The following is a 17,975-nucleotide window of genomic DNA, read 5'->3' on the forward strand; positions in this document are numbered from 1 at the left end:
TCTGAATCTTACTTTTGTTATCGACCTTACTTGATGTTATCGACAAACTTGAAGAGTCGGTTCCAGCGAATACCCGAGAAGCCCGGATGGTCTGGACTGTGGCTCCACCAGATGAAGATAGGTTTGCCCACCACATGATCCTCAGGCACAAAGCCCCAATAGCGGGAGTCGGCTGAATTGTGGCGGTTATCGCCCATCATCCAGTAATAGTCGAGCTTGAAGGTGTAACTCTTCGCCTGCTTGCCGTTGATGAAGATGCGGCCCTGGCGGTCCACCTTCAGGTCGTTGCCCTCATACACCTTGATGCAACGCTCATATACAGGCAGATTCTTCAGCGTGAGGGCGATAGACTGGCCCTTCTTCGGAATCCATACCGGACCGTAATTATCGCGCGTCCAACCCGTATAGGCATTCAGCGGATAGAGGTCGCCATAAGTAGCATCGGTATTGATGGAGATGCTCTCCACCAGATTTTTATTGGCCTTCAGAGCGAGATAAGCCTTGCGGGTAAGCGGAATAGCGCCCGACTGGTTGTAGGTCAGCAAGTCTTCATTGGTAATGCCCAACTCGTCTGCCAAATCCATCGGGAACTCGCCCTTGAGCTTCATCTTGTAGGTATATTGCACATTGTCAGGCTCCTTGTTGGCCTTGCCGTCCAGATATACGATGCGATTCTTGATCTGCAGGGTCTGTCCTGGCAAACCAACGCAGCGCTTCACGTAGTTCTCGCGGCGGTCGGTAGGTCGGCTGATGATGTCGCCATATTCGCCCGGATTGCTCACGATGTAGCTTCTGCCCACCTGGTAAACCTGCTCGAAATACTGGCGCTGCTGCAGCGGATTCATCTGTCTCACGTCCTTGGAAAGTCCGTTCTGCTCCAAAATCTGCTCGCCGAATCCATACACCATCTGGTAGTAATCCTGTGCCTGATAGCGCTCTTCATTCACCAAGGTATCGCCCGCAGGATAATTGAACACCACGATGTCGTTGAGCTTCACATCGCCCAATCCCTTCACGCGGCGATAATCCCAATGAGGCCATTCACAGTAGCTCTTCACGTTGACCAGCGGCATGGTGTGCTGGGTGAGAGGCATGGTGAGTGGAGTCTGAGGAATACGTGGACCGTAGCTCACCTTGCTCACGAAGAGATAATCGCCCGTGAGAAGGCTCTTCTCGAGAGATGAAGACGGAATCACATAGTTCTGGAAGAAGAACAGGTTGATGAAATACACTGCCACGAGGGCGAATACCAGAGCATCTACCCAGCTCATGATGAAGCGTACAGGACCCTCGGAGTCCTTCCACCACTGCCAGCGTATCTTCTTGGTAATATACACATCAAAGATGAATGGCACGACGATCAGTCCCAGCCAACTCTTCAACCAGATGAGGAATGCAAGGTACAGTACTATCACAATGGCAAACTTCGTCCACTGCACCTTCATATTCAGTTTTTGTTTCTCTTTATCTATCATTTTTTTCTCTTTTTTCTGCTTATCAGATCAGAACGTTTTTATTAGGAACTGCTTAAAGATTCCATCAGAATTTCATCCTTAGAACCAATCTGAACCTGTTTATCATTTAGAACTTAAAGAGATCTGATGTGGTGAGCAGACCGGAATGGTTGGCTGTGAACTCAGCTGCAAGCACAGCTCCGAGCGCGAAGCCCTTGCGTGAATGAGCACTGTGCTCAATGGTAATCATATCGGCATCAGAATCGTACATCACGGCATGGATTCCAGGAACCTCGCCATCGCGCACGCAGTTGATCACCAAATCCTCATCAGTGATGTTCTGATCGCCCTCGTCGTGATGACCGTCCTCAGTCCAGTAAGTCACGCCGCGCTTCCAGTCTTTCTTGCGGTCGATATTGTCGATGATTTCCTCTGCCAGGGTGATGGCAGTGCCAGAAGGAGCATCGAGCTTATGTACGTGGTGGGTTTCCTGCATACATACAGAGTACTGTGGGAACCCGTTCATGATCTTAGCCAGATAACGGTTGACGGCAGAGAAGATAGCCACACCGATACTGAAATTAGAGGCCCAGAAGAGGGTCTGCTTACCGTCGGCGCAAAGTTTCTCCACGTCTTCCTTATGGTCTTTCATCCATCCGGTAGAACCCGAAACCACCTTTACATTGTGGGAGAAAGCCTTGAGATAGTTGCCGTAAGCGGCAGTAGGGTTGGTAAACTCGATAGCCACATCCGCAGAGCAGAACTCCGGGCTGTCGATATCTTCAGGGTTATTTACGTCAATCTTACATACGATTTCATGGCCACGCTGCAAGGCGATCTCTTCGATCATGTGTCCCATCTTGCCGTAGCCTATCAAAGCTATTTTCATTGTTATCTTGTTTTTTTGTTTATTCCTTTCGGCAAAAATAATCAAAAATCTTGGAAAAACCGATTTATTTGTAGAAAAAAGCGCATTATTATAGTAATAAATAGAAAATTTTGCTTATTTTTGCAGTGATTTGGGGCAAAATCGTATGATTCTAAACATTTTAGCCTACTTCTGAAAGAATTTAAAAAAAATAAAAGATATGAGCAAATACATATTTGAAACAAAAATGGAGGTGCGCGACTATGAGTGCGACATAGAGGGAATCGTAAACAATGCCAACTATCTGCACTACATGGAACATACGCGCCATCTCTTCTTGAAGGAATGCGGACTCAGCTTTGCAGAAATGCACAATAAGGGCGTGGACGCAGTAGTGGCTCGCATGAACCTGCAATACAAGGTGCCGCTGCAGTGCGACGATGAATTCCTCTCCCGCCTGTGGCTGGAAAAGCAGGGCGTAAGATACATCTTCCATCAGGACATCTTCCGTGCTAACGATGAGAAACTCTGCCTCAAGGCTACCGTAGAACTGGTGTGCCTCATCAATGGCAGATTGGGTAATAGCGAAGACTACGACAAGGCTTTCGAGCGCTGGCTTTAAAAACCAAATCTTTTGAAACCAAATCTTTTGAAACCAAATAAAGAAAACTATCATGGAGCAATTACTTCACTATGTATGGAAACACAAGCTGTTTCCACTTTCTCCTCTCCATACTACCGACCATCGGCAGGTGGAAGTCATCGACCCAGGGCTGCACAACCGCAATGCGGGACCCGATTTCTTCAATGCTAAAATCAAGATAGATGGAATGCTCTGGGTGGGCAATATCGAAATACACGACAAGGCGAGCGACTGGTATCTGCACGGACACGAGAAGGACGAGCGATACGACAACGTGGTGCTCCACGTATGTGGAATCATCGACCTGGAAGCCCGCAACTCCAAGGGAGAACCCCTCACGCAGATGCAGCTCAGCATCCCCGAAAACGTGCTCCGACACTATCAGGAACTGCTCTCCATCGACCAGTATCCACCCTGCTATCAGATTATCCCTGCCCTCACCCGACTCTCCGTACACTCCTGGATGAGCGCCCTGCAAACCGAGCGACTCTCACAGAAAACAGAAGCTATTGCCGAGAGAGTGAAGAAATGCAACGGAGACTGGGAAAACGCATACTTCGTGACCCTGGCTCGCAACTACGGATTCGGCATCAACGGGGAAGCCTTCGAGCAATGGGCTCTCTCCATCCCCCTGCACTCGGTAGATCATCACCGCGACGACCTCTTCCAGATAGAAGCCATCTTCTTAGGACAGGCTGGACTGCTCGAACTGTCAACCATCCCCGAACGCTATCAGAAAGACGCACTGAACGACGGATATTTCTCCAAACTCAGGAATGAATACCTCTATCTGCAACATAAATTTTCGCTCGCGCCCATAGACTACAAGCTCTGGCGCTTTCTGAGACTGCGCCCGCAGAACTTCCCCCACATCCGCATCTCCCAACTGGCCAACCTCTATTTCCGGCGCCAGGCAAGTCTCAGCCATCTGCTCGAAGCCACCACCGTGAAGGAGGTCATCGGAGTGTTGAAAACATCGGTTACGCCCTACTGGGAGACGCATTACACCTTCGGAAGCGAGAGCATACGCAACGAGAAGCACATATCCCCTTTCTCGCTCAACCTGCTCATCATCAACACCGTCATTCCCATCCTCTTTGCCTACGGACGGCACAGAGGCGAGGAAAAGTACTGCGACCGGGCTTTCGAATTCCTGGAGGAGCTGAAGGCTGAAAACAACCATATCGTGAGAATGTGGCAGCAATGCGGATTGGAGGTGGAAAACGCCGGAGACTCGCAAGCCCTCATCCAACTGAAAAAGGAATATTGCGACAAGAAGGAATGTCTGAGGTGCAGGATAGGATATGAGTACCTGAAGAGAAAGTAAAGAGTGAAGAACGAAGAGTGAAGAATTCTACAACATGTAGGGAAAACCCTTAGCTCTCAAAGGTGCAAACCTAACTATTAAATTACAAACAATAAATCAAAAACAACACCGTGGATCAACAAGAAATTTTAAATACGATTCTCCTCACAAGGCTCAACTACTTCAGTCTTGCGGGAATGCTGGAACTATATAGAAAGGTGGGCTCGGCTACGCTCATCATGGAGCACAAAAACAATCTCCGTGACATCCTGCCCGATGCCTCAGATAAACTCGTGAACGCCATCCAGAATAGCGATGAGGCAAGAAAAAGGGCAGAAGTGGAACTGGAATACGACCTGCGCTACGGCATAGAACCCCTCACGATGAACGACGAACGCTACCCCAGCCGACTCAAAGAATGCGATGATGCGCCGCTCATGCTCTTCTACAAGGGCAACGCCAACCTGAACCAACAGCGCGTCATCAATATCGTGGGAACCCGCCATTGCACTCCTTACGGCGAGGATCTCATCCGCCGATTCATCACCGATCTGAAGCAGCTCTGTCCACAGGTTCTCATCGTGAGCGGACTCGCCTACGGAGTGGACATCAATGCCCACCGACAGGCGCTTGACAAGGGGTATGAGACGGTAGGCGTGCTGGCTCACGGACTGGACGACCTCTACCCCAACCGCCACAAAGAAACGGCGCTAAGGATGATAGAACAGGGCGGACTGCTCACGGAATTTCTGACCCAGACGAACGCCGACAAGATCAACTTCGTGCGCCGCAACCGCATCGTGGCAGGAATGTCGGATGCCTGCATCCTCATCGAAAGCATGGCCCACGGAGGAGGACTCATCACCTGCCAGATTTCCCAGTCCTACAACCGCGACGTATTCGCCTTCCCTGGCAGGATAGGCGATGCTTACAGCGAGGGCTGCAACAATCTGATACGCGACAATGGAGCCACACTCCTCACCTCTGCCGCCGACTTCGTGAAGGATATGGGTTGGCAGGATGACGCCAAGCTGATGCGCGCCAAGCAGCAGGGCATTGAGCGTAGCCTCTTCCCTGAGTTATCGCCCGAAGAACAGCTCATCGTAGATATTCTCTCCAAGACCAACGACCTCCAAATCAACCTCATATCCGTGAAGTCGAACATCGACATCACTCGCCTCACCTCCATCCTCTTCACGATGGAAATGAAGGGCATCTTGAAGACCTTGGCAGGAGGAATGTATCATCTGCTGAAGTGAAGAACGAAGAGGGAAGAACTGTTCGACGCACGAAGTAAAAGTTAATTAAAGAGAAAGATTATAAAAGCTTTAACAATAAAAAAGGGTATGCCATATCTTACAACATGGTACACCCTCTTTTATTTTCCCTATTTCGAGTCAACAATGTTAACAGTCAACAGTTGAATTATCCCTTAATCATCGTCAAAATCATTTTAAACTTCTGCTCTGCGTAGAGAGCATGAGGCACATTGGCTGGCATGATAAGCATCTCGCCAGTCTTTACTAGATAAACTTCACCACCTACGTGAATTTCTGCCACACCGTCCAAGATCTCAACGACAGCATCGAAAGGAGCAGTATGCTCACTCAATTGCTGCCCCTCATCGAAGGCGAAAAGAGTGATATTGCCAACAGAATTGTATGTAATTTGCTGACTTACGATACTACCCGTAGAATATTCGATACGATCGGATACTAAAAACGGAGTCTTTGGAGTTTCTATTTTCTTCATTTCGTTTCCTATTTTAATGTTTCTATTCAAAGTTCATTATTCCAATGTTGTAAAGATGTGTAAGTAATATACGCAGAAGTAATACAAGCCAGCAATGATAAAAGCAATACCAACTACGATATTTGCACGCTTTTGGATAATAGTTACCCAATTATAGAGTTTACCCAGTCGAGATATGCTAAAGCTTACAATCCATGCAATCAGCACCACAATGATACTGGAGCCTATGGCAAAGACCACTGGGAATAGATATCCACCTGTTTCTACCGCTGACATAGGCAAGAGCATCCCGAAATAGAACACGCCACTTATCGGGCAAAACGCCAAGGCGAAAAGCAACCCCAAAACAAAGGCACCGAAAGTTCCAGTCAATTGCTTACTTCGCTCTGTGGCATGGAAGCCAAACTTCTTGAGTGGTATTTTTTCGCCGAAGAGCAGAAACAAACCGAAGAGCACAAATGTAGGACCTAACACATAGCCTCCATTCTCGCTTACAAAGATCTGGACATTGAAAGTACTTGCCCCTTCTCGAATGATAAAGATACAAAACACACCAAGCAAGGTATAGGTGACGATACGCCCAATGATATACACCAACCCATTGATAAATGAGCGCTTGCCATCCTCCACATCCTTACCAATAAATGCCAATACCATCACATTGGTGGTAAAAGTACAAGGACTTACCGATGTAAGAAGTCCAAGCAACAGTGCCGTAAACAACGGAATGGTACTAGTATCTATCAGTTGATTGAGAATTTCTTCCATAGCTTCTTGACAATCCTCTATCCAACAACAAGGCTACTTCATCATTTTCTTGATTTCCACAACCAACTGTTTGCGGAACTCAGCCGTATTGGTACGAGCGTTCTTGATGGCAAACTTAGAAAGGTTGTTAACAGTCTCCTTACCCTGCGCATCATGCTTAATCAACACAAGCGAAGTCCAGGCAATCTGATACTTCTCTGCAATAGCCTTGTTTGTCTCCTGAGAGAAGTCGATGACCTTGTAAATCACCTTTGCACCCTTCACAGGTTTCTTGAAATACTGATTTACCACCTCCTCAGAGTTCTTCTTGATGGCCTTGCAAGTCTCACATTGCTTCACTCCGTGGAATACTACCACCTCGATGGTGCTACCTGTCTTAGACTTAGCATTACAAACTACGCCGCACAAGAGTACAGCCAATACCGAAAGCATGAAAATTCTAAATTTTCTCATTGTACTAATATCTTTAAATGTTTATACTTACTATCTATGATAATTACTATAGAATATTGTTCTTACGATGTTATTATCTATTTATAAAGAAAGTTCCCTCTTCAGGATTTCCCTGATTTTTTCTACAGAGAGGTCACTTCCTTGCGAGATCACCTTCTCATTCACGATGAGGGCTGGCATCTGCAACACCTCATATTTGAGCGCCACATTAATGTCGTAAACGAACTCTGGCTGACAGTCGATTTTCAGTTCATCCACTGCTTGTTCCACATTAGCATAGAGCTGACTGCAACAAGAGCAACCACCGCTCAACACCTTGATGTCAATGTCTTTTTCCATTTTTCTACGTTTATATGTTTATACTATGTCTTAATAATTCATCCTGTGTCAGATGGTCTAAAACTCCGCAAAGAGCGTCAGTTTCATCCAGTGCTGATCATGCCTGTCTGGAGTTATACTCACTGTTTTTTTCTTGGCTGAAGGAATTTGGGCTTCATAACGCCCAGCATCATAAGCCACGTTCTCCAGACGATTCCCAGTCACCCACATCCATACTAGTTGTAATCCCATTCGAGCAAAGCTAAAAGTATGAGCCACCTCAGCCTCCAGGTTGAGCACATCTGCCTTATGTGCATAATAGGCAAATGTACAGAAAGTATGTTGATATTCCGTATGTCTATCCATATCCACATTCACATGATACTGATGCTCCGGCGAGGTGCGATGACCATAGCAAACCGTCAATCTCGCATTCCCCCACTTAGAGCTATGCTTTGCCTCCATTCCTACCTGCGGAGTTACAAGTGCGTTGCGAACGAGGAACCCCTTCTCTTTGTAGGTCTCTTCCCTCTTCAGATACTCCATACCACCAAAGAGCGACAGTGTGCTGAGCGCACCAAAATACTTTGATACTTTGAGCTGGGCATTGCCTTGCATCATATTCATCTTGTAACGATCTTGCTGCCCTATCTTGCGATAGTCATATACATCCACTCCATCCACTGTTGCTGACACATAACGTTCGAAGATATACTCATGTCCCTGACGTTGAGCACTCTCCAAATGTCCCGTAAAGCCTAAGCCCCAACTTTGGTTGTTCCATAGCAGGCTAGCATCTGCTTTCAGTCGATAGGTCATCGCCCTATAAAGGTTAAGTTTATGTATATTCTCCTCGGTGTTCATCTCATCGAAGCCATAACCCAAGCGAGCATTCAATCTCAGAGGGTGGTTAGCATTCGATGAGAAGATCACGTTGGCACCATACGAGTGCTGATGTTGTTGATGCTTCATTGAATTGTAGATAGGACTATGGATATAGTCGTACATTCCGAAGCCATACTCCATAAAGAAGCCCGCAAACTGACCTGTGCGGAAATGCCTGATGTCTGTGTGCTGCCGATGCAACTGGTAGTCTATATCCAAGCCAATGCGACTGCCTCCGTTCAAAAGGTAACTGGCACCGCACTTTAAAGTAAGCCAGGAAGTTATATTCTCGATGCGCGGGTCAGTCTTACGAAATGCAAAATCGCCCTTATATTCGCCAAAGAATCCCATGTCGACACGCTGGTTTAAACGGAAACTATAGGCACACAAGAGATTGTAGGTCTCATAGTTCATATTGCCACCCGTAGAATCTGCCACGACATAAGGCCAATAAGTCATCGGGAAACGTTGTGCATTCCACCCGATGTTGCGATGGCTTCCCGATGTAAACGAAGCCTTGCCATAGAGCAGGCTTTTCTCACCTCTCATCACACCATTGGCGACAACGGAGTAATCTTCGAAACGATTGCCTTCCATCGGGATGAAATCTCCCTGCATCTTACCTCCCGCCCCTTGCAATGCCACGACTAAAGAGTGGGAGCTAGCTAAGGTCTTCGGATTGTCATTGAAGTAAGAACGGCGATTATCCAACCCATGCCTCAACATGGCAGGATTGGTAAGTACGACGTTTCGAATCTGCAGTTCAGGTCGGGTACCTAGCTCTTGACATTCCACCTCCAACGGAGAATGGGAATTCTCGAAGAGCAAAGATTCCTGTGCCATGCCCATCGAAGACATCATCAGCATCCCCAAAATACAGATATGTTGTTTCTTTTTATTCTTTCTCATTCTAAATACTAAAGCTTATCTAAATGCTAAAAGTCAATTCCGCACCAAAGAAAGCTTTCTTCCATATACGAGTATTCTGCTGGTAGCGGTTCTTGTAGCTCGGATTGATGTCGAGGATATTGTTAACAAAGAACGCTCCCTTCACCATTCTACAGAATTCCTTGGTCAACTTGAAGTTCACGGAGAGCGAGATTGGTTCTTTCTCGTAGTATTCCTCTTTGTAAATATGATAGTGACGCCATGTCAATTCACCACCATCTATCTTTTGGATTATACGCTCGTCCACGCTCTTGCAAACTCCGTCATTTCCATAATAATAGGTGGGATACTCATCTCCATTAATTCGCTTCACATCATTGAGCCATATCATTTGGAAGAAAGTAGTGAAAACCATTTTATAACGAGGTATATTGGTATTGAACCACACGTTCGTATTGAAGATGCGGCGACGAGTCACATCATCCTTCTCATAGATTCCCACGTATGACAATGGCTTGTTATTGTCCTTGAAACTATGGTGATATTCTACTGGGGCTGTCTGTCCATACTTGGTCGCATAGTAAGCGCCATTCACCTCTATGGTAGTGGCTAGCTGCTGTATCTTCGGGAACACAAAGCGGTATTCCAATCCTTGTTTTTCCGTCTTAACACTGTTTCTTACCACAGGCATATCCACGAAGGTTTGGTACATCTCCTCGTTATAATCGTCCTTGCTTGGTCGATGGCCTATGATGGCTTGTCCATTCTTCGGATCCATATATCGCAGATAGCTCACAGGGTGATAGTTAGTTATACTACCAAAACCGCACTTCGACTTCTCCGAAAACACCGTGAGTGAGAGCTGATAGCCCTCAAAACTCAAATCGACGCCTCCCTCCCACTTATTATTTCGGTTGGGGCGAAGCTGATAGTTGGTCACATCATACTTGCGTGTATCTGTGAGCAAATAATTGTTCTTATCGTTTTGCTTCACGTATGCACTCAACATAATCAAATCCTTATACACGGGATCTGGATAGATGTAATCGAGCGTAGGAAACTTATTCTCCTGTCCATATCCCATACGCAACATCGCCTTCAACATCTTGCCATTCTTTCCCATTGGAACATTGAAAGATATGGCACCGTTGACACGTGGTTCAGCTACCACCTTACTCAGTTCTGCATAGGCCTTGTCAAGATTGAACATTTTAGAAAAGCGTACACCGGCATTCAGCGCCAAGTCAAAATACTTGTTGCTGTGCATAATTTGCTCCTCAACATATGCTGCGCCTGCCGACATAGCTGGTATCGCATCATTAGGCATAGGGCGCACATATTCGCTATTATTAGGATATGGTGGACGACTCATGTCTACAACCACACCCTTACCACCATTCTTGGTATACTTCCATTCCGCACCATATATTAGTTTGTTCTTAATCCAAGAAGTCTCGAAAACGCTCTCCGCATTAAGTTGATTAAGCCAAGCCAACGGCTGGTTGTCTATGTGGAATCGACTATAATAAGCCGATGGCAAGAAGATGCCCTCATGTTCTCCCTCCCCGTTATCAAGAGGCGAAGGGAGAGGTATATCAAGCTGTACATAACGATTACGATCTATACGGTCGTACGTATAGTCGAGCGAAGAGATATATTCAATATTGTCTATCCATTTAGCCAACTCAGAAAAACGCCCCTTGAAGACCAACGACGTGCGAGAATACTTGTTCTTTAACATCTCGTTGAACTCATCCGTCAACTCATCCTCCTTAGCTTGATTGAGCGTATAAGTCTCCGAGGCACGAAAGAAAAGGAAGAGCGGCTTGCCCCATACATTGAAGAAGTTATTCCAAGTGACTTGTCCCGTCAGTCGACTGTACTTGCTCAGTGGATCGCGACGATCATCATATACTGATGTATAATCCACACCAACATGAAGGAAGCCCGCATTGTCTGGCAACTTGAATCCCTTGCCTGCATACACCAACTTGGTAAGTGGATCTGTCTTCAGTCTGATTTGCAAAGGTGTTTGTCCTACTTTTGAGTTGAGCGACATCACACCAGAAGAAAGATTTCCCCACTTGGCAGACGAAATACCCTTCACAATCTCTATACGTTGTACATGGTCGGTGGATAGTGTCTTAAGGTCCATACCTTTGTTCCAACCCAATCGTGAGGAATACTCGTCTGAGCTCTGCATCCCTGCTATCTGCGAGCGATAGCCATCATTATCCATGCTGACGCCATCCATAACTACAGCCAAGCCTAGCGAGGTGTTATCATCGCTACCCGACTGGCGGAGACTAATACGATTGAATCCCGTGGCAGAGTTATGCTGATAGAGCCCCCCTGGCATTAAGGTCATTACGTCAGCTACCGATGTGGGCTGAATGTGCTCCAATGCTTGCTGGTTGATGACAGCGACAGAACCTTTATGCGGATCATATTCTGCCATTACCTCCACCTCGTCAAGGGCATAGCTCTGTTGCTCTAGGTCGATATTGATAGAACTTTTGTCGCCTGCTTTCACTTGCACTTGCCGCTCTACACAGTTGATGTAGTTGACAGAAACGGTGTAGTTCTTGCCCTTGACGGCAGGAAACTTGAAACAACCGTTGATATCGGTCAGCATACTCAGGTTCAACTCTTTCACTCTCACAGTGGCAAAGCACAAGACATCCCCATCCTTAGCATTGCGACAACAGCCGCTTACCGTAACCTTGACGGGCTCGGCGGCTGCTGAAGAAAGCGTCATCAAACACAAGAGGAATGTTGTAAACTTTCTTATCATGTGTTTAAAACTTTAGTACAAACATATATTTGATTGAATGAACAGTTTCTTAATTACTATTTCTCCATCCCTTAGGATACCCCTTGAATTCACCACGATGCTCAATCTTCATATCCTTAGAAGAGTCATTAGTGTCTTGGAGCTTGCCGGCTGTTGTCTGCACACGGAACATAAATACACTGCTGTGACAAGAAAAAGAAGAGCTTTCCTGAGCTATTGTTGCCTGTACATAACTTTTATCAACCTCGGCAGGAAGAGACTTCTTTTCAAAATTACCCCAATATGGAGTTGTTTGTGAAGTGCTCTCCACACCATCCACTATCAAACGAGTAGGAATCTTGTAGCCTTGGTATTCTTTGATCTCCGAATTGATGTTTGTCTTTTCCTTATAGGTTACAGCATTCTCTGCCTTGAAAGAATCCCAGTCGATATTACTACCATCAAACATAAACATAGGGCGAATGCCGTATGGATGCATCCATGCTGTCACACCACCAGGCAAGTTGTTAGAAATCTTAATCATGTTTGGCACCTCAGGATTGTCTGTCACCTTTCCATTCTGGCGAGCATCCTCGTCTGCCAACTCAAAGTCTGCACCAGAGAGGTCTACAGGAATACCAGTATCCTTCTCTACGTTCTTTTCATAATACTCTGTATGGTTAAGAGCAGAAGAAGCAATAACATACACCTCGTTAGGCTTCAACACATGCTCATTTCCACTACCAGGAATCTGATACATATTGGAAGCCACCACAAAGTCTGGTAGCAAATCTGTCAAGGTGTTGCAAGGCAAAGAGTTCATATTAGAACTTTGTGCGATAACCAAGCCGTCCACACAGATGTCATGGTCAGAGCTATTGGCTATTACAAGATACTGATCTGGGTGCATCATCTTGCCACCGTATGTTCCACCATTGTAGAAGATTTCCTTGAATACGATACCATCCATCTTGCCAGTATAAGACTTAACAATATGTTTTACATCAAGGGCAAAAGTCTTGGTCTCACCAAACTGCACGATGCCAGAAGTTCCAAAATAGTCCTTGTTGTCCACAAGCCCAGAAATCTCCACACCATAGCTACCCTTATCAACCGTAAATATTGCCTTGCCATCCTTAGACATTTTCTCGGTATAGCTCTTGCCATCTCGCTGAGAAGAAAGCGTTACTTGAAAGTCAGAATAATCACTGACCACATCCTCCTCACTTGGAGCCTGAGCTTGGATTGTCAACTCGATTTTCTCATTTACAGGATCATCGCCACCGCCACAAGAAGTCATCATCAACGAAGCGATAGCTACCAATGCTACCTTTGTGTAAATACGTAATTTCATTTTACCTTAGATACTTTTAATTAATAATGTTACATAAAACGGCTGCAAAAGTACTAGCTTTTCATGATATGATGCTTACACAAATCGGAAGTTGGCTTACACTTTTCCGCTCTTGACCTGCATTTACCAACAAGTAGGTATTTCGTTTCCCCCTAGGAATACCCAATAATAGGTATCTATCGGTATCAACTTTCCAACATCTTGTTGAAATTCTCCCGATATTTCTCAGGTGTAAGTCCTGTCTTCTGTTTGAAGAAACGAGTAAAATAGCTCGGCTCATTGAATCCGAGATGGAAGGCTAATTCCTTAAAAGTCTTGATACCCGATGCTATTTCTCGCTTGATTTCTAAGACAAGGCGGTCTTGTATGATATCCTTGACTGTTTTTCCCAGTACCTTCTTGCTTATGTCGTTGACCACCTTGTCAGACATGGACATTTTTTCGGAATAGAAACAGACATCCCGATGCTCGATGTAATTCATCTCTATCAAGTCAAGCAAATCCGCAGCCTTGCGCTTACTTCCCACAATGGGATTATTACTCAATATTGGTCCCATGTGAATAAAAAGAGCCTTGAAGTAAGCCTCCATCAGAGAATAGCGACAACCACGCTCATATTCGGTGGTTATCAAATGTACCATTGAACGACAAAGGTCGCACTTACGTTGGTTGATAATAGAATTGATAGCAAAAGTGGAACGAGGATAGACATTCACTTCTACAATACTATTAAAGAACTCTGGAGTCAAGGCGATAACGATGCCTCGCTTGCCAGTTCGGTCAATGCGATGGAGTTGGCGCGCAGATATAAAATAGAAACAATCAGGCTCCACTGGATAATCACCAAAATCTATTTGAATGGTATCCTCGACATCAACATCAGTAAACCACACCAACTCGTAATAATCGTGCTGGTGTATATTTTTACGGTCGTATTCAGGGGTGTTCTCTATGGCCGTTATCTTGACAAAATCCTTATCTATACTCATTCAGAATGCAAAAGTACAAATTATAAGGATTCTGTGCAATACCTAAAAATAATGAAATATCGGCTTATTATTTTGTCTTGTCCACGATTTGCCGTAACTTTGCAGTCACAAAATAGATACTTCATTACGACAATGAAAATAGGAAATATAGAATTTGGATCTCAACCCCTCTTCCTCGCTCCGATGGAAGATGTGACAGACATAGGCTTTCGCATGCTCTGCAAGCGATTCGGAGCAGCCATGGTTTATACAGAGTTCGTATCGGCAGAAGCTTTGGTGAGAAGCATCAAGAGCACCGTCAGCAAGCTTACGATAAGCGATGAGGAACGCCCTGTGGGCATTCAGATTTACGGCCGCACCACCGAGGATATGGTGGAAGCTGCAAAGATTGTAGAACAGGCTCATCCGGACGTGATTGACATCAACTTCGGTTGCCCTGTCAAGAAAGTGGCTGGAAAGGGCGCTGGAGCTGGTATGCTCCGCAATATTCCTCTGATGCTGGATATTACAAGAGAAGTGGTGAAAGCAGTCAATGTGCCTGTAACCGTGAAAACCCGACTGGGTTGGGATAATGACAACCTCATCATTACCGACCTGGCTGAGCAGTTGCAGGACTGCGGAATCCAGGCACTCACCATCCACGGCAGAACCCGTAGCCAGATGTACACGGGAGAAGCCGACTGGAGCCTCATCGGAGAGGTGAAGAACAATCCCCGCATTCATATCCCAATCATAGGCAACGGCGATATTACGACCCCGGAAGAAGCTAAGCTTGCCTTCGACCGCTATGGTGTAGATGCTGTGATGATTGGTCGCGCCACCTTCGGAAGACCTTGGATTTTCAAGGAAATCCGTGATTATCTCGACAATACCGGTGCAGCCCCACTGACCGTGGATGAGAAAATCGACCTTCTGGAAGAGCAGCTCCGCATCAATATCGAGCGCATCGACGAGTACCGAGGCATTCTCCACACCCGTCGCCATCTGGCCGCCTCCCCTATCTTCAAGGGAATCCCTGACTTCAAGCAGACCCGCATCGCCATGCTTAGGGCCAACAAGGAGGATGAACTGAAGGAAATCCTGAAGGAATGCCGGGAAAGAATCAAGGCAATACAAATATAGACTTGTTTACGGCAGATTGCAAATCCGCCGAACCATAAAATAAATAAAGGAAGATTCCAACCATCAGCTTTGGAATCTCCCTTTTTTTTATTAGTTCACTGTCAACAGTTAACAGTCGTTTTTTCTATACTTCTACTGGGAAAATGAAGAAACCTAACTTCCTCAAATGATAGAAGGGCTTTACTTCTTCAAAATCGAAGCACCCTCGAGCAGGGCGAGCGCCTTATTCTCATTCTCCTCCATGATTTCACGCTCTCCAGGGCCCTTGTCATTAATGCCACAGAGGTGCAGAATGCCATGGATGATGACACGGTGAAGCTCATCATCGTAGGTTTTGCCAAACTGCTCGGCATTGGTGCGGACGGTATCGAGCGAAATCACGATATCGCCATTGATGACATCATCCTCATCATAATCGAAGGTAATGACATCGGTATAGTAATCATGCCCCAGATACTCATTATTCACTTCGAGAATTTTCTCGTCATCTACAAACATATAGCCTATCTCTCCCACCTTGCGGCCATGAGAGGCAGCTACCTTGCGAATCCAGGCACTGGTGTCGCGCTTCTTGATCTTTGGCATTTTCACGCCATCTACATTGTATGTAATCATACTTTTTCCTCCTATTTTTATCTGTTATTTCTTAATTGTTTTGTTATTCCTTCATTCTTTATTTCTCCAAGGATTGCACGTCACTTCTCGATTCATACGATGAAGTTATTAGGTGCTTCATTCCTGTCACACTTTCGCCTTAGGCAGGAATTCATCCACTTCTCTTCCGAAGAATCTCAACTCCCTGACGAGCGTAGAACTGATGCTGCTGTAGCGAGGATCAGAGAATAACAGGATGGTCTCTACACCGCCCAACTGCTTGTTGATGTCAGCCTGCTCACGCTCATACTCGAAATCCTTGGCGCTTCTTACGCCTCTCACTAAGAACTTGGCTCCCAGACGATGCGCCAGGTCGATGGTAAGGTCATCGTAGGAAACCACCTCCAGCCGGAATCCCTTAGAAGCATCACCAGCATCCACCAGTTCTGCACATTCCTTCGGGAAAACAGCCTTGATGTCCTCCACACGCTTCTCTATCTCCTCGTTAGCATGCTTCAGCTTGCTCATCGCCACGGCAATCACAAGCTTGTCAAACATCGGCAGAGCACGCTCCGCAATGTTCTGATGTCCTATCGTAAATGGGTCGAATGTACCCGTAAATATTCCTATCTTCATATTACTCAAATAAGTCTCCCTGCATCACATTCCCTGCATAAGGGTTTCTGCCCAGATGGTCGTAGGCAAGTTTCGTAGCCATTCTACCACGCGAAGTGCGCTTGATAAAACCCTCCATGATGAGGAAAGGCTCATACACTTCCTCTACCGTGCCCGCATCCTCGCCGATGGCTGTGGCTATGGTGCCCACGCCCACTGGTCCGCCACGGAACTTGTCGATGATGGTGGTGAGAATCTTGTTGTCTATCTCGTCCAGACCGTACTGGTCGATGTTCAGCGCCTTGAGCGCCATTTGCGCAATGTCGTAAGTGATGGTTCCGTTACCCTTCACCTGGGCGAAATCTCTCACGCGGCGCAAGAGCGAATTGGCAATACGAGGCGTTCCGCGCGAACGGCGGGAGATTTCCACCGCAGCCGCATCCTCGATAGGCACTTTCAGGAGCATTGCACTTCTCCGGATAATCTTCTGCAGCGTCTCCGGATCATAATACTCCAGATGGAGATTGATGCCGAAACGGGCACGGAGAGGGGCTGTGAGCAGTCCGCTTCTGGTTGTAGCGCCCACCAGCGTGAAAGGGTTCAGATCTATCTGGATGCTTCTTGCCGAAGGTCCTTTGTCTATCATGATGTCGATGCGGTAATCCTCCATAGCCGAATAGAGATACTCCTCTACAACTGGCGAGAGACGGTGGATTTCATCGATGAAAAGCACATCATTCGGCTCCAGGGAAGTCAGGATGCCGGCCAAATCGCCCGGCTTGTCGAGCACAGGACCTGAGGTAATCTTGAATCCCACACCCAGTTCATTGGCGATGATGTTGCTCAAAGTAGTCTTACCCAGTCCTGGAGGACCGTGCAGGAGCGTATGATCGAGCGGTTCGCCACGGTATTTGGCAGCCTCAACAAAGATTTCGAGATTGTCCACCACACCGCTCTGTCCGCTGAAGTCAGAGAACTTCAGTGGTCGCAGTGCCTTCTCGAATTCCTTCTCGGCAGGCGTAACCGACTCATTTCTTATGTCAAAATCTTCGTTCATTCTTTGTAATTATCGATAATTATGGTGCAAAGATACAAGTATTTAGGGGAAAGACAAAATAAATAAACCAAAAAGTGAGAATAGGAGGAATACTTTTTTCATTGCTCACTTGCAAGCCTTTTGTGCGAAAACGAAA

17 protein-coding genes are annotated in these 17,975 nt (G+C 46.2%); 4 read left to right on the plus strand and 13 right to left on the minus strand.

From position 1 onward, the window contains the following. Positions 1–26: 26 nt before the first annotated feature. Together lepB and dapB are read right to left on the minus strand one after the other, a co-directional pair. Entirely contained in the window at positions 27–1,475 is a 1,449-nt protein-coding gene (gene lepB / locus EXN75_RS01615) for a signal peptidase I (RefSeq protein WP_118117888.1), read from the minus strand. A 106-nt stretch (positions 1,476–1,581) separates the two neighbouring features. Beyond that, positions 1,582–2,343, minus strand: a complete 762-nt coding sequence (dapB, locus tag EXN75_RS01620; protein WP_022111309.1) for a 4-hydroxy-tetrahydrodipicolinate reductase — start codon at positions 2,341–2,343, stop codon at positions 1,582–1,584. Positions 2,344–2,542: 199 nt separating this feature from the next. Here dapB and EXN75_RS01625 point away from each other — a divergent pair, with 199 nt between their 5' ends. From EXN75_RS01625 to dprA, 3 genes are all read left to right on the plus strand, one after another. Next, positions 2,543–2,944 carry an acyl-CoA thioesterase gene (locus tag EXN75_RS01625; protein WP_022111308.1) on the plus strand — a complete coding sequence of 134 codons (402 nt, stop codon included), beginning with the start codon at positions 2,543–2,545 and terminating at the stop codon, positions 2,942–2,944. Between the two features lie 52 nt (positions 2,945–2,996). Further along, positions 2,997–4,292, plus strand: a complete 1,296-nt coding sequence (locus tag EXN75_RS01630) for a DUF2851 family protein (RefSeq protein WP_118117887.1) — start codon at positions 2,997–2,999, stop codon at positions 4,290–4,292. A 110-nt stretch (positions 4,293–4,402) separates the two neighbouring features. Then, positions 4,403–5,530 carry a DNA-processing protein DprA gene (dprA, locus tag EXN75_RS01635; protein WP_134842541.1) on the plus strand — a complete coding sequence of 376 codons (1,128 nt, stop codon included), beginning with the start codon at positions 4,403–4,405 and terminating at the stop codon, positions 5,528–5,530. A gap of 166 nt (positions 5,531–5,696) precedes the next feature. Here the strand turns inward: dprA and EXN75_RS01640 are convergent, their stop codons facing one another. The 8 genes from EXN75_RS01640 to EXN75_RS01675 form a co-directional block, all read right to left on the minus strand. After that, on the minus strand, positions 5,697–6,023 hold the full coding sequence (locus tag EXN75_RS01640) for a cupin domain-containing protein (RefSeq protein ID WP_134842542.1): 327 nt from the start codon (positions 6,021–6,023) through the stop codon (positions 5,697–5,699). Positions 6,024–6,059: 36 nt separating this feature from the next. Then, the gene (locus EXN75_RS01645) at positions 6,060–6,791 is read right to left on the minus strand and encodes an aromatic aminobenezylarsenical efflux permease ArsG family transporter (RefSeq protein WP_134842543.1); all 732 of its coding nucleotides are present in this window, start codon (positions 6,789–6,791) and stop codon (positions 6,060–6,062) included. Positions 6,792–6,824: 33 nt separating this feature from the next. Then, positions 6,825–7,244 carry a nitrophenyl compound nitroreductase subunit ArsF family protein gene (locus EXN75_RS01650; protein ID WP_134842544.1) on the minus strand — a complete coding sequence of 140 codons (420 nt, stop codon included), beginning with the start codon at positions 7,242–7,244 and terminating at the stop codon, positions 6,825–6,827. Positions 7,245–7,325: 81 nt separating this feature from the next. After that, positions 7,326–7,583 (minus strand): thioredoxin family protein, encoded by a 258-nt coding sequence (locus EXN75_RS01655; RefSeq protein ID WP_134842545.1) that lies wholly within the window; start codon positions 7,581–7,583, stop codon positions 7,326–7,328. Positions 7,584–7,640: 57 nt separating this feature from the next. Continuing rightward, positions 7,641–9,356 (minus strand): DUF6850 family outer membrane beta-barrel protein, encoded by a 1,716-nt coding sequence (locus EXN75_RS01660; RefSeq protein WP_134842546.1) that lies wholly within the window; start codon positions 9,354–9,356, stop codon positions 7,641–7,643. A 19-nt stretch (positions 9,357–9,375) separates the two neighbouring features. Beyond that, the gene (locus EXN75_RS01665) at positions 9,376–12,129 is read right to left on the minus strand and encodes a TonB-dependent receptor (protein ID WP_246031260.1); all 2,754 of its coding nucleotides are present in this window, start codon (positions 12,127–12,129) and stop codon (positions 9,376–9,378) included. A 49-nt stretch (positions 12,130–12,178) separates the two neighbouring features. Further along, positions 12,179–13,462: a DUF4876 domain-containing protein gene (locus tag EXN75_RS01670; RefSeq protein WP_246031261.1), complete on the minus strand. Its 1,284-nt coding sequence runs from the start codon at positions 13,460–13,462 to the stop codon at positions 12,179–12,181. A gap of 185 nt (positions 13,463–13,647) precedes the next feature. Further along, on the minus strand, positions 13,648–14,451 hold the full coding sequence (locus tag EXN75_RS01675; RefSeq protein WP_134842547.1) for a helix-turn-helix domain-containing protein: 804 nt from the start codon (positions 14,449–14,451) through the stop codon (positions 13,648–13,650). A gap of 132 nt (positions 14,452–14,583) precedes the next feature. On the opposite strand from EXN75_RS01675, the gene dusB reads away from it, so the two are divergent. Further along, positions 14,584–15,573, plus strand: a complete 990-nt coding sequence (gene dusB / locus EXN75_RS01680; protein WP_134842548.1) for a tRNA dihydrouridine synthase DusB — start codon at positions 14,584–14,586, stop codon at positions 15,571–15,573. Between the two features lie 180 nt (positions 15,574–15,753). Here dusB and ybeY read toward each other — a convergent pair whose 3' ends face one another. The 3 genes from ybeY to ruvB all read right to left on the minus strand — a co-directional run bounded on the left by ybeY (position 15,754) and on the right by ruvB (position 17,839). Next, on the minus strand, positions 15,754–16,188 hold the full coding sequence (gene ybeY, locus EXN75_RS01685) for an rRNA maturation RNase YbeY (protein WP_006848933.1): 435 nt from the start codon (positions 16,186–16,188) through the stop codon (positions 15,754–15,756). Between the two features lie 126 nt (positions 16,189–16,314). Next, positions 16,315–16,803 (minus strand): pantetheine-phosphate adenylyltransferase, encoded by a 489-nt coding sequence (gene coaD / locus EXN75_RS01690; RefSeq protein ID WP_134842549.1) that lies wholly within the window; start codon positions 16,801–16,803, stop codon positions 16,315–16,317. 1 nt (position 16,804) lies between these two features. Then, entirely contained in the window at positions 16,805–17,839 is a 1,035-nt protein-coding gene (gene ruvB / locus EXN75_RS01695; RefSeq protein WP_022111302.1) for a Holliday junction branch migration DNA helicase RuvB, read from the minus strand. Positions 17,840–17,975: the final 136 nt, after the last annotated feature.

This window comes from Segatella hominis, from assembly GCF_004535825.1.
Lineage (GTDB): Bacteria > Bacteroidota > Bacteroidia > Bacteroidales > Bacteroidaceae > Prevotella > Prevotella hominis.